The sequence below is a fragment of the Oceanospirillum beijerinckii DSM 7166 genome, assembly GCF_000422425.1.
Taxonomy (GTDB): domain Bacteria; phylum Pseudomonadota; class Gammaproteobacteria; order Pseudomonadales; family Halomonadaceae; genus Oceanospirillum; species Oceanospirillum beijerinckii.
The window spans coordinates 1-12,849 of record NZ_AULT01000059.1 but is presented as its reverse complement, the minus strand read 5'-3'; the positions used below and the strand labels follow the sequence as shown (position 1 = coordinate 12,849).

11 protein-coding genes and 1 pseudogene are annotated in these 12,849 nt (G+C 48.8%); 4 read left to right on the top strand and 8 right to left on the bottom strand.

What is annotated here, in order from left to right; all coding sequences use genetic code 11:
• Positions 1-255 precede the first annotated feature (255 nt).
• The 6 genes from H579_RS0116650 to dnaX all read right to left on the bottom strand — a co-directional run bounded on the left by H579_RS0116650 (position 256) and on the right by dnaX (position 5,831).
• Entirely contained in the window at positions 256-702 is a 447-nt protein-coding gene (locus tag H579_RS0116650; protein WP_028301633.1) for a YcgN family cysteine cluster protein, read from the bottom strand.
• Positions 703-1,017: a YcgL domain-containing protein gene (locus tag H579_RS0116645; protein ID WP_028301632.1), complete on the bottom strand. Its 315-nt coding sequence runs from the start codon at positions 1,015-1,017 to the stop codon at positions 703-705. It lies immediately after the preceding gene.
• A gap of 112 nt (positions 1,018-1,129) precedes the next feature.
• A complete protein-coding gene (rnd, locus tag H579_RS0116640; protein ID WP_028301631.1) occupies positions 1,130-2,275 on the bottom strand; it encodes a ribonuclease D in 1,146 nt (381 codons plus the stop codon).
• Entirely contained in the window at positions 2,275-2,877 is a 603-nt protein-coding gene (gene recR / locus H579_RS0116635; protein WP_028301630.1) for a recombination mediator RecR, read from the bottom strand. The genes rnd and recR overlap by 1 nt, the downstream gene beginning before the upstream one ends.
• Positions 2,878-3,005: 128 nt before the next feature.
• Positions 3,006-3,335, bottom strand: coding sequence for a YbaB/EbfC family nucleoid-associated protein (locus H579_RS0116630; protein ID WP_028301629.1), 330 nt, complete (start codon positions 3,333-3,335; stop codon positions 3,006-3,008).
• Positions 3,336-3,512: 177 nt separating this feature from the next.
• On the bottom strand, positions 3,513-5,831 hold the full coding sequence (dnaX, locus tag H579_RS26110) for a DNA polymerase III subunit gamma/tau (RefSeq protein ID WP_036566480.1): 2,319 nt from the start codon (positions 5,829-5,831) through the stop codon (positions 3,513-3,515).
• Between the two features lie 314 nt (positions 5,832-6,145).
• Here dnaX and H579_RS0116620 point away from each other — a divergent pair, with 314 nt between their 5' ends.
• Both H579_RS0116620 and H579_RS28035 read left to right on the top strand, forming a co-directional pair.
• Positions 6,146-6,919: an ABC transporter ATP-binding protein gene (locus H579_RS0116620; RefSeq protein WP_028301628.1), complete on the top strand. Its 774-nt coding sequence runs from the start codon at positions 6,146-6,148 to the stop codon at positions 6,917-6,919.
• 184 nt (positions 6,920-7,103) lie between these two features.
• Positions 7,104-8,708, top strand: a complete 1,605-nt coding sequence (locus H579_RS28035; RefSeq protein WP_051227740.1) for a diguanylate cyclase domain-containing protein — start codon at positions 7,104-7,106, stop codon at positions 8,706-8,708.
• Positions 8,709-8,779: 71 nt separating this feature from the next.
• Here the strand turns inward: H579_RS28035 and alkB are convergent, their stop codons facing one another.
• The gene (alkB, locus tag H579_RS0116610; protein ID WP_051227738.1) at positions 8,780-9,433 is read right to left on the bottom strand and encodes a DNA oxidative demethylase AlkB; all 654 of its coding nucleotides are present in this window, start codon (positions 9,431-9,433) and stop codon (positions 8,780-8,782) included.
• 260 nt (positions 9,434-9,693) lie between these two features.
• Between alkB and H579_RS0116605 the strand changes: the two genes are divergently transcribed.
• Positions 9,694-11,706 (top strand): methyl-accepting chemotaxis protein, encoded by a 2,013-nt coding sequence (locus H579_RS0116605; RefSeq protein ID WP_028301626.1) that lies wholly within the window; start codon positions 9,694-9,696, stop codon positions 11,704-11,706.
• 233 nt (positions 11,707-11,939) lie between these two features.
• On the opposite strand, the gene H579_RS26100 is transcribed toward H579_RS0116605, so the two are convergent.
• Positions 11,940-12,635: a PhzF family phenazine biosynthesis protein gene (locus tag H579_RS26100; RefSeq protein ID WP_084624184.1), complete on the bottom strand. Its 696-nt coding sequence runs from the start codon at positions 12,633-12,635 to the stop codon at positions 11,940-11,942.
• Between the two features lie 59 nt (positions 12,636-12,694).
• On the opposite strand from H579_RS26100, the pseudogene H579_RS28955 reads away from it, so the two are divergent.
• Positions 12,695-12,849 (top strand): annotated as a pseudogene (locus H579_RS28955) (IS5/IS1182 family transposase); the annotation flags it as partial.

The following is a 12,849-nucleotide window of genomic DNA, read 5'->3' as shown; positions in this document are numbered from 1 at the left end:
TTTTGAGGATTGTGCAAACACTGCCTGCATAATCTATCGGAATCTTTTTATGTAGTTTTGCATGCTGCTTGAGCAATGCAGATATCTCGCAACAGAATAACCGGATTGTCTCTGCACTGCAGAGACAATTTAAAAGCTGGTCGGGGTTGAATGTGTGCAAGCGCTGCCACGTTTGAATCGTACCTATCCTGGCTCCTGGCAAATCGGAGTCTGGTACTTTTGTGCTCGATCTTTATAGCGACCCTCAGGATACTCTTACTCAATCCAATCAATAATATGCAGCTCCATCTCTTCAGGTTCAATCACCTGTTCGCTGATGGCGCGACGACGGATGCTCTGGTGCTTTTTATGGATGCTATCGGGGTTACCGGACACCAGATGATGCCACTCAGGCAGGGGCTTACCGTCTTTAATTGTGCGGTAGGCGCAGCTTTTAGGCAGCCAGTCGAAGACTTCTTCTGCATCCGGGGTTAGTTGCACGCAGCCCGGTACTTGCTTCAGGCGGTTGCTGTAATCATTACAGCGGCAGGTGGTGATGTCTAACAGCTTGCAGGCAACGTCGGTGTAGTAGATCTCGCCGTCGTCTTCATCTTCCAGTTTATGCAGGCAACATTTACCGCAGCCGTCGCAGAGCGCTTCCCATTCCTCTGCGTTCATCTGATGCAGACTTTTCTGCTCCCAGAAGCGCTCTGTCAGTGTCATTTAGTATTTACCTTCGGTTGGCGCTTTATACAGATCCAGCAAATATTCTTCTTTTGCCGGTGGCATCTGCAGGTAGAAACCGTTAGTACGTATCTCTTTCATCACTTTAGCGGCTTCCGCACGGGCCAGTTTCTTCTCTTCGGTCAGTATCATGGTTATGGTTGATACAGGCTTGCCAAACATTTCCAGCAGCTGCTCAGGTACACGCTTCATGCCTTCCATTTTGTCTACGTACAGATACATTTCGTCTTTACGTGGACTTTTGAATACTTCACACACCAGTTTCAAGGTTGTTACCCCTAATTTAAAACACATAAGCAGCGAAACAGAGACTTCAGAGCAAGCGATGCGATAGTTACTGGCGTTTTACACAGAAAGTATCGCATTACTTTTGTTTTGCTATGAATATTTCACTATGAATAAAAAGTTATCGTCGGCTTGCCAGCTCTGTCAGCTTGGCTAATAGCGGTTCACCGATCAGGCTTTCACGCCAGCCGCGCCACTCTTCTGGCATCTGGTTCAATTCGCCGCGAACGGCGCTGTTCAGTAGTTGTTCCAGCTGGCGTTTGCGTACCAGTAGTTCTGGTGGCAGGTTGTTGGCTTCTGCCACGCTACGTACCAGCTTTTTCAGTGCTTTTGCCCAGTCCCGATAGGGTTGGCCAATGGGTGAAGGAATCGAGCTTGGCCACATCGCCTGAGAGCGTTCGCGCCCCAGTCGGATCAACTCTAAAATCTGATCGCCATCACGTTTGATTGCTGCCGGGCGCAGACCGTCTATTTGAGATAACTCAAAGCGATTGGAGGGCAGTTTAAATGCCAGTAGCCACAGCTGATTATCTGACAACAGACGACCGCGAGGCTGGTTGCGCTTGCGTACTTCCTGTTCGCGCCAGGCGGCAAGATTCTGCAACACCGCCAGTTTTTCCTGGGACAGTTTCCAGGCTTGTTTTACCCGCAAGTAATAGAACTCATCGTCCAGGGGCATGCTGGCAAGGCGAGCGATCTGGTTACATTCTTCACGGCACCAGACCTCACGCCCCTGATCCGCCAGTTTCTGCTGAATCATGGGCCAGATCCGGTACAGATAATACACGTCTGCTGCAGCGTAGATGCACTGGGATTCGGTCAGTGGGCGTTGCAACCAGTCTGAGCGGGTTTCTTCTTTTTGCAGGGTAATCTGCAGCCAGTTTTCCACCATGCGCTGGTAGCCCACGGCCAGGGTTTCCCCCAGAAACGCCAGGGCAACCTGGGTATCCATGAGCGGGCGAGGCACCTCGCCGGACAGTTTGGCAAACACGTCCAGGTCTTCCGAGCAGGCATGTAGCACTTTCAGTACGGATTCTTCGGTCAGTACATTAGCAAAGGGCTGCCATTGAGTGATTTTTGTTGGGTCAATCAGCCAGCAGTTCTTATCGTCCTGCACCTGAATTAATGCGGCTTTGGGATAAAAGGTATCCACACGCATGAATTCGGTGTCCAACGCCAGAAACGGCTGGGTTAACCAGTATTGGCACTGTTGCTCTAATACCTCATTGGAGGTAATAAATTGGTAGGAGATCGCTTGTTCCGTCATTATTCCGTCATTGGTAACCGGCCGGCTAATGCGCGACTCAGAGTACCACCGTCAATATATTCCAGCTCACCACCTACGGGTATGCCATGGGCCAGTCGTGAGACTGTCACTGGCAGATCACGCACCATTTCAGCAATATAATGGGCTGTGGCTTCACCTTCCACTGTGGGGTTTGTGGCCAGGATCAGTTCTTTAATTTCACCGGTCTGTATGCGTTCCTGCAGCAGATCCAGTCCTAACGCATCCGGGCCGATACCATCAATAGGCGATAGATGTCCGGTCAGAATAAAGTACCGACCGTTAAAGCCTCCTGCTTGCTCCATAGCAATTTGGTCAGCAGGGGTTTCCACTACGCATAGTAAGCTATCGTCCCGTCTGTCGCTGCGACACAAGCCGCAAATATCTTCTTCTGTCAGGGTGCGGCATTGACGGCACTGGCCAACCTGATCCAGGGCTCTGGTCAGGATCTCGGACAGATGCATACCCCCTGGTCGATCCCGCTCCAGCAGATGCAATGCCATGCGCTGAGCCGATTTTGGCCCAACACCGGGTAAGCAACGCAGTGCTGTGATCAGTTGTTCCACCAAGGGGCTAAATGCCATATTACTTTTCCTACTACAAAAGAAGTTGAAGGCATGGGGTTTTACCTGAGTAAAAGCACGCCCTCACAAAACCATACCCACAAGTAAAGATGTCATTGCATCTGTATGCAGATAAAAATACAGGTTGATTAAAATGGCATTTTAAAGCCTGGAGGCATCTGCATGCCGCCAGTCATTTCAGCCATTTTTGCCTGAGTCGCTTCTTCAACACGGCGTACAGCATCGTTTACTGCTGCAGCGAGCAGGTCTTCCAGCATCTCTTTATCTTCGCTCATCAGGGATTCATCGATGCTCACCGCACTGACATCATGGCGACCATTCATGGTTACTTTTACCATGCCTGCACCGGCTTCACCTATCACTTTCTGATTGGCCGCTTCTTCCTGCATCTGCTGCATTTTTTCCTGCATCTGCTGAGCCTGCTTCATCAGCTCGCCCATTCCGCCTTTACCAAACATAGTGTTTACCTCTATCTGACAAATAAAAATTGTTTAAGCGCTATATCGACGTCGTACCGCATATGGTGTGACGTAATACGATCTATTTTAATAGGGCAGCTAATAATCTGATGCTGCCTGTATGCTCAAGCCTGAATGAGATTTTGCTCATGGATTTGAATCAGTCAAATCGACGGATTAAACCAGAGGCTCCACCGACTCCATATCGACCTCTGCACCCATCTCACTTATTAAGCGCTGAATATGATCATCCTGCATAAAGATCTGCTGTGCCTGATGCTTGCGCAGCGCCTTGAGCTGTTCTTCACGCATCGCTGGTGTTTCAATATGGGTGCGGGTTTGCTCAATTTCAATGCGTACGGGCTGATTAAACAGCTGTGTAATTGCCTGCTGCCAGCTGTTGATCCGCTCCTGGGTTAAAAACTCCTGTCGGACCAGCTGAGTATTAAAGTGCAGTGTATCGCCTTCTTTCCGGGTTAATGCCGAGTTTTGTGCCAGTGTGCGTTCCAGGCCATTCAGGGCTAAATGAGGGAATACACCCAGCCAATCGTTATTGTCTTCCAATTGGGTCGGACAAGGGCCTACCAGTGGAGTAATACCACTGTCACTGTTTTGCTCCAGCTGAACGGGAGGGGTGATCTGAGCGTGTTGCGCGGACTCCTGAATAACAGGCTCTTGGGTAGCAGGTTCAGGCATGGGCTCGGGCATCATCTGCTGATACTCTGGCGCAGGTATCTGACCCATATCGGGATATTCAGGCGCAGGGATCTGATCCAGCACAGCGAGTTGATCATATCCTGGTGCAGTGTCCTGAGGCGCTTCTCTCTGCGTAATGACTGGAGCGGGTTCTGATGTTTGCTCAGCCGCTTCGGGGGCTACCGGCAGGTCTTCCCATGGGGGAATATCCATAGGGGGCTGCATAGCCGTAAGGTTTGGTGTTTGCGTTTCAGTCGCCTTGGGGACAGTTTCAGCCGGTGAGGCTGCAGGCGCTATTACTGGCGCTTCTGTAGGTGCCAGTGTTTCTGTGGGTGCCGGTACCTCTATGGAGGCAGGTGCTTCCACTGGTGCAGGTGCTTCTGCGGCAACAGGCTTTTCTGCTGGAGTCGCTACCTCAAGCGAAGCTGTCATGCCGGGAAAGTTTGCCATACGCAAGCCCGGTCCTTCTGTGCTTTTGCCTGCGCCTGTCTCGCTTGATCCTACATTGGCTGTTGGTGCAGTGTGTTGCACCGGCTCAGGCTGTTGTATCGAGTGAGGTGTCGATTGAGCCACAGGCTGAGCAGGCGCAGAGTTAACCGGAGCTGAGGGTTGATTCAGGACTGCTTTTTTTTTACCGTCGGCCAGACGGGCGCTTAATGCCGCTCCGGGGGAGCTACCGCCGCCTGTGTTAGCCGTATTTGCGGCAATAGGGACTCCTTGAGGAGCAAAGGCCAGCATTCGAATCATCGCCATCTCAAAGCCGGTACGCATATCCGGTGCTAAGGGTAGATCTTCCTGGCTTTTAATCGCAATCTGGTAATACAGTTGCAGGTCTTCCGCGCTTATACAGGCGGCATGATTGATCACCTGCTCACGATCACCCTGAGCGTTATCCACTGCATCAGGCAACAGCTGAGCCACGGCCATGCGGTGCAGATAAAGCGCCATATCCGCCAGTATCGTTTCAAAGTCTGCCGCCTGTTCCGATAACCGGGCCGCTTCGCCCAACATGGCCGCTGCATCCTGGTTGATCAGATGGTCGATCAGTTGCGCCACATGGCGCTGATCCACCAGCCCCAGCATCTCGCTGACCTGGCTGGCGCTGATCTGCCCCTGACCATAGGCGATCGCCTGATCAGTTAAGCTCAGGGCGTCACGCATACTGCCATCAGCCGCGCGGCCCAGTTGCCACAAGGCTGCATCATCAAAAGGAATCTGCTCCTGAGTCAACACATTGCTCAGGTGCTCAACCACACGTTCTGGAGGCATATTTTTCAGGTTGAACTGCAAACAACGGGACAAGACCGTCACCGGCAGTTTTTGCGGATCTGTGGTTGCCAGCAGGAATTTGACGTGCGGAGGGGGCTCTTCCAGCGTTTTCAGTAGGGCGTTGAAACTATGGGTCGACAGCATGTGCACCTCATCGATCAGGTACACCTTAAAGCGACCTCTGGATGGCGCGTATTGCACGTTATCCAGCAGCTCGCGGGTATCTTCAACCTTGGTACGGGACGCTGCATCCACCTCAATTAAGTCAACAAAACGACCTTCGTCGATCTCGCGGCAACTGGTACATTCGCCACAGGGACGGGAGGTAATACCTGTCTCGCAGTTCAGGCACTTAGAGATAATCCGGGCAATCGTGGTTTTACCTACACCCCGGGTGCCCGTAAACAGATAGGCATGGTGTAAACGATCGTTATCAAGTGCGCTGACCAATGCCTTACGCACATGATCCTGCCCCACCAGTTCATGGAAATTCTTAGGGCGCCACTTTCGGGCAAGTACCTGATAACTCATAAAAACCTATCGGTCAAAGATGAAACACCGCCGCAGGCAAAACACTGAAAACCTTTGCCACGACAAAACGTCATAAAGCTGCGTATTGTACAATAATTTTTCCTGTTCGGGTTGCCTAAAATTGTGTTTTACTGCTCAACACAAACAGGTCGAATAAACACTCGAAAATATTAAGCATCTGCACAAAAGTTTTTCGACATTGATACCTTTATCCTCTCCGGCCGCTGGCTGGAGAGGATAGAGTAGAATAGAAATATTTATGTGGCATGTGGCGTGCTTAGCAAGCCAGCTCAAAAACCTATCGAGGAGCCCTTATGCTGGAAATTCGTAATGTCGATGCTTTTATTCAGCACAACCAGGTCTTTCACAACCTGAACCTGAATGTAGCGGATGGGGAAAAGGTTGCTATTCTGGGGCCTAATGGTGCAGGTAAGAGTACGTTGTTAAAGCTGATCAGCCGGGAGATCTATCCGGTTGTGAAAGAGGACAGCTATATTCGCCTATATGGTAATGAAATGGTTAATCTCTGGCAGCTACGTCAGAAAATAGGTCTGATCACTCAGGAACTGCAGGAAGACTACACGCCTTACTGTACCGCCTTTGATGTGGTGCTATCAGGCTTTTTTGGTTCTATTGGCCAACATGACCACCTACAGGCAACGGAAGCACAAAAAGCCCACGCACAAACGCTAATCCATCGGGTGGGGATGCAGGGCCATCAGCAACAGATGTACCAGCGTTTATCGACTGGACAGAAACGCCGCCTGTTATTAGCCCGTGCTCTGGTACATAATCCCAGAGCACTAATTTTTGATGAACCTTCCAACGGTTTGGATATCTCAGCATCCTATGAGTTGTTAAAAATGATGCGCTCCTGGTGCCAAGCCGGTCAAACCCTTCTCTTAGCCACCCACCATGTGGATGAAATCGTGCCGGAAATTGAGCGGGTCATCCTTATTAAGCAGGGTAAGGTCATTGCAGACGACAGCAAAGACACGGTATTGACATCGGATAAACTGAGCCAACTGTATGAAATCCCCTTACAATTACAGCAGCAGGATGGCTGGTATCGCATCTGGTTTAAATAAACCTTTTTATCGAAGAGTTACTTTCTAACACCATGATAAACAAAACTTTTTAAATAAAGCTCACGGCAGTATTTTATTCAACATGATTTATATGTAACATTATGTAAACGCGGTTAAATGGTAGATAAGTGCTACTGAAGATATGGACTGTCCTGATAGGTATGCTGCTTGACTGGAGACAATAATGAAAGCTAAAACAACCCTGGTGTATTTAATAGGCGTCGGCCTTAACAGGGCTGGTCTATACCTATCCGGCGTGGCTCAACTCGGTCTGATTGGACTCAGTTTGATCGGCTTGACTCTGTCGCCTGCTGCCCAGGCTGATCACGATGTTTTTGAACAGGTCTTCAACAAACACCAGTTTGTAATGTTACTGATTGACCCGGCAACGGGTCAGATTGTGCAGGCAAATCCTGCTGCATCCCGCTTTTACGGTTACTCAGTCTCCAGCCTGGAGCAGATGAAAATTCAGCAGATTAATGCCCTGAGCCCGGAGGCGGTTGCTGAGGAAGGAGCACTGGCCTCTAAAGAAAACCGGAACTATTTTATCTTTCGGCATAAGGCCGCTAGCGGTGAGGTATATACTGTCGAAGTCTCCTCAGTACCCATGAACTATGATGGAAAAACACTGCTGTTTTCTATTATTCGGGACATCACCGCCCTACGGGAAACGGAAGATGCATTCTGGCATTATCAGAACAACCTTGAAAAGATGGTGGAGGAGCAGATTGCTCAGCTTAAGTCCAGCGAATACTCCTGGCGTGTACTCCTGAGTACCATCATCCTGCTGCTAGTGTTTGGCGCTGCAGGCCTGATTGTTATGCTGCAAAAAAGTAAGATAATGCGCCGTGCTCTGACTCATGAAAAACAGCGTCTTGATGAAGTCATCTGGAGCACTAATGTGGGGACCTGGGAAAAGCATATTCCTACCGGTAGAGTCATTATTAATGAGCGCTGGGCAGAAATGCTGGGGTATACCCTGCAGGAGGTTACTCCTCTTAACCATACCAGCCGACAGGAGTTTATCCATCCTGACGATCTGGAAATATCGGATGAACGCCTGCGTGAACACTATCGGGGTAAAACAGATAGCTATTCTTGTGAGATGCGTTTACGTCACAAGCAGGGAAATTGGGTCTGGGTACAGGATCATGGCAAGGTTGTTGAGCGGGATGCTCAGGGTAAGCCGTTGCGCATGGTGGGTACTCACCAGGATATCAGTGAGCAGAAAAAGGCCAGCGAACAACTCAAGCATCTGGCTCATTTTGATCTGTTAACCGATCTGCCGAACAGAACTCTGTTCTATGATCGCTTTCATCAGGCTATTCTGGTTGCCCGACGCAATAACTCACTGCTGGCGATGCTGTTTGTGGATCTGGATGGTTTTAAGAGTGTCAACGACAATTATGGTCACAGCAGTGGAGACAAAGTGCTGCAAGTGATTGCTCAGCGCCTGAAAGATGCGTTGCGTCAATCCGATATTGTTGGTCGGATGGGGGGAGATGAATTTTCGGTCTTATTGCAGAACTTACACAAGAAAGAAGATGCACTGCAACTGGCTGCTAAAATGATTGAGCAGATCAAACAACCGATTCCGTTGGACAATAATCAAAGTGCAACACTGTCGGGTAGTATTGGCATCGCTTTTTACCCAGAGCACGCCATAGAAGCGGAAGACCTTGTTCAGCTGGCAGACGATGCGATGTATTTCGCGAAGAAATCAGGCAAGGGGCGTTACTCTGTTTCCGGTACTTCAGTCTGCCATCAATCCTGGCACCCCGGGCAGTAATAATGACAAAGAGTCCTTGGTTTTAATACGTCGGAATCAGGCATAACAAGAGATCAAGTCCATATAGGCACTTAGCCTCCGGCCTTACGAAACGTTAGATTTATACGACAATCCCCTGTGATCGGGTGCCAACCTGGTTTCAGGGGTTTGATACCATGAAAACGCAGTCGATCATCTCCTCCCCATACTAAAACATCACCGTGTTGCAACAATAAAGTTTGTTTTGCATCACCCCGGATAAAACCACCCCAAAGAAACTCCGCTGGTAACCCCAGCGAAACGGAAACAATCGGCTGGGTCAGATCCTGTTCATCTTTATCCTGATGCAACGACATCTTGCTGCCAGGGATATAGCAATTAATAAGGCAGGCATCAGGCCTGAAATCACGAAACCCGGCCTCGGCTGCAGCCTTAATAGCAAGCGATGAGAATAGTGGTGGCATATTGGGCCGGGGCTGATGAGTATCCGGGTCATAAGAAGAATAGCGATAGCCTTTGGCATCGCTGATCCAACCCAGAGTACCGCAACTGCTTAATGCCACAGACATCCGCTGTCCACCAGGTGTATTCATATATCGTGGTGGAGATAGCAGTAAAATATCTTCCAGTAGATCCCGTATTTCTGTCGCATTATCACAGATAAATCCTGGCAGAATACAGGTGTTATCGGCTAAAAAATGCTTTGTGTCCTGCTTTTTGGGGATAGAGAAAAGCTCGCTTTGCATAATATTCAGTGTCAGGGCTGACTTCCTATATATCGACTGATTATTGATGTTATCTGTGTCTCGAATATTTTTACACTAATAACTTGCGACATTATCAATCGTCACCAATATTTCTATTAGGACTCCCTGATACGGATATCTCGTTCCCCATTAGCTCTGTTTCTGCAAAATGATAGGTTTGTCTAAGCCATCATATTCAGGAGTGTTATATTACTTCTTTTCAACAGTAAGCAGAGCTTGCGCCGTTTTGGAGCCCCTTTATGAAACTTAAGCTCTCCCAGCTTCTTTATCTTGGATTTTCTATTGTTATTGGCTTGATGATTCTCTCCTCAGTCTTAGTATGGGTTCAACAAGCGGCCTCTACGCAAATTGCAGAAGAGGTTAAAACCGACGATGTTCCTGGCGCTATTCTTTACCTGCAGGTAATGAATAAACTTGGGGATATGCAAACCAATGTACTGGAATACCTGACAGGTGAAACAGATGAAGTAAAAGCCTTTGAAGAAAACTATCGGGCTTTTAATGGCTATTTTAATCAACTGGTGCCATTGGAGTCAGCCAAAGAGTCCGATCGTCAAAAGATGGAGACGATACGCACTCAGGTGGGCCGTTATCACCATCAGGCCTTGAATGGCATCTTTAATCACTATAACCCTGATACTGAGAAGTGGGCGCTGAAAACAGTTGATCAACTAGAAAAAAATGTCGGTGCTGAGCTCGAAACCCTGCTGGATGAACTCAAGGAGCAAGAGTTTGCTGACGCATTTAAAACCACTGATATCAATGAAATGCTCAATAATGATCTGCCCGGCATGCGTTACTACCTGGAGCTGATTGATGAGTCTGGTGACATGCTTTCTTCTCTGACTGAATATGTCTCCGGGGAATCCGATGAAGTAGAAGCTTTTAATCAATACTCAGTCTCCTTTAAAAGTTTTCTGGAGCAGCTGCGCAAGCTGGAGCAGAGACCCGATAAAGTCAGTAATTTCAATAGAATTGAAGCGCTTTACGACCAAATCCAGGAGACTGCACAGGCTGTCTTTACAAAATATAACCCTCAAACCAAGCTTGATGCCCTGGCTTTAGTCGATCAATTGGAACAAGACATATTTACAAAAGTGGAAGAGATTCTGAATACATCGGCTAGTGAAGAGCAGGCCGATGCGACTTCTGCGTTAAGCACATTGGATCAAGAGCTGAAAAATGTCAGTCAGGGGATCATCTTACTGACCATTATTGCTGCTGTGATTGGTGTATTTATTTCTCTATATACCGTTCGTTATATTGTCCGCAGAGTTGAACGGGTCTCAAACATTGCCGAACGTGTGGCACAGGGCGACCTGACTGCGCCCAAAATTGATGATCAGTATGGTGATCAGATTACTCTCTTGGCCAGCTCCGTTAACAGTATGCAGGATAATCTGAAGAAACTGATCAGTGAAATCGCCAGTGTAACGGAACAAGTCAATATCTCTGCCAGTGAAATGGCAACCTCGTCCAGCAATGTTGCGCGAGGCAGTGAGGAGCAAGCCTATAAAGCGGAAATGGTTGCTGCTGCCGTAGAGCAAATGAGTGCAACTATTGGAGAGATTGCACAGCAGAGTACCGTTGCTAATGATCAATCCAATGCTGCCGGGCAACAGGCAGAAGAAGGCATTAAGATTATGAGCCAGGCAGTAGCGGGGATTCGTAATATCTCCACGGTGGTTAACGACACTGCTGAGTCGATCCAAAGCCTGAGTGCCCGCAGCAATGAGATTGTCGAAGTGATTAAGGTGATCAGCGATATCGCTGAACAAACCAATCTATTGGCTCTAAATGCGGCTATTGAAGCAGCCCGTGCAGGTGAGCAAGGGCGCGGTTTTGCAGTGGTCGCCGATGAGGTGCGTCAACTAGCAGAGCGAACCACGAAGGCTACCGATGAAGTGGCAGGCTTTATTCATGCCATTCAAGGAGAAACGGAAACTGCAGTACAACGAACTGAAAGAGGTACAGGGCTGGTCATAGAGGGTGTTGAGCTATCGGAAGCGGCGGGCACCGCGCTGACTACCATTGTGGATTCTGCAAAGACCATTAATCATATGATCACCACAATCGCAACGGCCGCTGAGCAACAAGCGGTCGCTGCCAGCGAGATGGCGAATGATGTCACTGCGATCAGTGCTATTGCCAAAAGCTCAGCCAGTGAAACCACCTCGGCCGAGCGATCAGCACAACAACTCAAAGAGCGTGTGCATCAGCTGGAAGCTTTGGTTGAGCGCTTTAAGGTATAAGTTGATAGAGGGCTAAGTTTGTATCAGGCATTGCGGTTAAGGGCTTTTTGTATATGTATACAGTAAAGAGATTGTCCAACAGGTCAGGAAAGTGAGGCGTTTTAACCATTTTGGCATGAAGCTGGTATTTTTAAAGCCTGTGGAATAACCCCGCTTAAACAATCAGGATATCGGAGCCTGAATTAGGCTTCGATATCCATAGAGGGACTGAACTATGGGGTTATATCGTCAATTTATATGGCCACTGCAGTGCCTGTTATAGTGATTCCGCCACTTGTGGGGATTATCACTTCCAGCAAACTGGGTCGGCCCATAACAACGCCCTGATGCACAGAGATATGAGCTGGAGCCTGAATTAAACCCGCTTCTCTTAAATAACCACCCAACGCCGCTGCCGCCGCACCAGTGGCAGGATCTTCAACTACACCACCAATAGGGAAAGGGTTTCGACTATGGATCACCGAATCACTTTCACGCCAGATCAGCTGTAGTGTGGTGATATTCTCAGCCTGCATCAGTTGCTTTAAACCATCGAAGTCATAGCTCAGATCATCCAGGCGTTCCTTTGAGTTGGCCGCGATTACAAAGTGCCAGTTACCAGCGTAGGCATTGGCAGGTGGAATAGCGGGATCAAGTTCATCAGTTTGCCAGCCCAGAAGCTTCAGTATTTGCTCTAGCAGGGCAGCCTCTGCCAGTTGATATTCTGGCTCAATAGAGGTCAGAGCTGCAATTTTAAACTTCCCTTCAGTCTTAACCGCGACGGGTACTTCTCCCACTGTAGTGCTTAACAGATAAGTATTATCGCCATCGGACTCTCCCAGAGCGACGCCGCTGGCAATGGTGGCGTGGCCGCAGAAAGCGACTTCCGCCTCCGGGCTGTAGTAGCGAATAGTACGCTTTTGACCTGCACTAGCAGCCTGTCGGACTATTAGCCCATTTCATCCAGATCTAGGATAATAGCCCTTTTCAGGTTCCAGCAGGATATATCATGAGTCGCTTTCGTACCATCGATCGTCAAACGCCTTATCTACTTCCTCCATCTATTGATGACTGGCTGCCTGAAGATCATTTAGCTCGCTTTATTGTAGAGGTTGTCGATAGTCTGGATTTGCAAGCCATCCAGGGAGCATATCGCGGGAGAGG

What these genes read in the sequence shown, in the direction of transcription:
- H579_RS0116650 (WP_028301633.1), bottom strand. Translation starts at nt 702, where the DNA reads ATGACACTGACAGAGCGCTTCTGGGAGCAGAAAAGTCTGCATCAGATG.
- H579_RS0116645 (WP_028301632.1), bottom strand. Translation starts at nt 1,017, where the DNA reads ATGTGTTTTAAATTAGGGGTAACAACCTTGAAACTGGTGTGTGAAGTA.
- rnd (WP_028301631.1), bottom strand. Translation starts at nt 2,275, where the DNA reads ATGACGGAACAAGCGATCTCCTACCAATTTATTACCTCCAATGAGGTA.
- recR (WP_028301630.1), bottom strand. Translation starts at nt 2,877, where the DNA reads ATGGCATTTAGCCCCTTGGTGGAACAACTGATCACAGCACTGCGTTGC.
- H579_RS0116630 (WP_028301629.1), bottom strand. Translation starts at nt 3,335, where the DNA reads ATGTTTGGTAAAGGCGGAATGGGCGAGCTGATGAAGCAGGCTCAGCAG.
- dnaX (WP_036566480.1), bottom strand. Translation starts at nt 5,831, where the DNA reads ATGAGTTATCAGGTACTTGCCCGAAAGTGGCGCCCTAAGAATTTCCAT.
- H579_RS0116620 (WP_028301628.1), top strand. Translation starts at nt 6,146, where the DNA reads ATGCTGGAAATTCGTAATGTCGATGCTTTTATTCAGCACAACCAGGTC.
- H579_RS28035 (WP_051227740.1), top strand. Translation starts at nt 7,104, where the DNA reads ATGAAAGCTAAAACAACCCTGGTGTATTTAATAGGCGTCGGCCTTAAC.
- alkB (WP_051227738.1), bottom strand. Translation starts at nt 9,433, where the DNA reads ATGCAAAGCGAGCTTTTCTCTATCCCCAAAAAGCAGGACACAAAGCAT.
- H579_RS0116605 (WP_028301626.1), top strand. Translation starts at nt 9,694, where the DNA reads ATGAAACTTAAGCTCTCCCAGCTTCTTTATCTTGGATTTTCTATTGTT.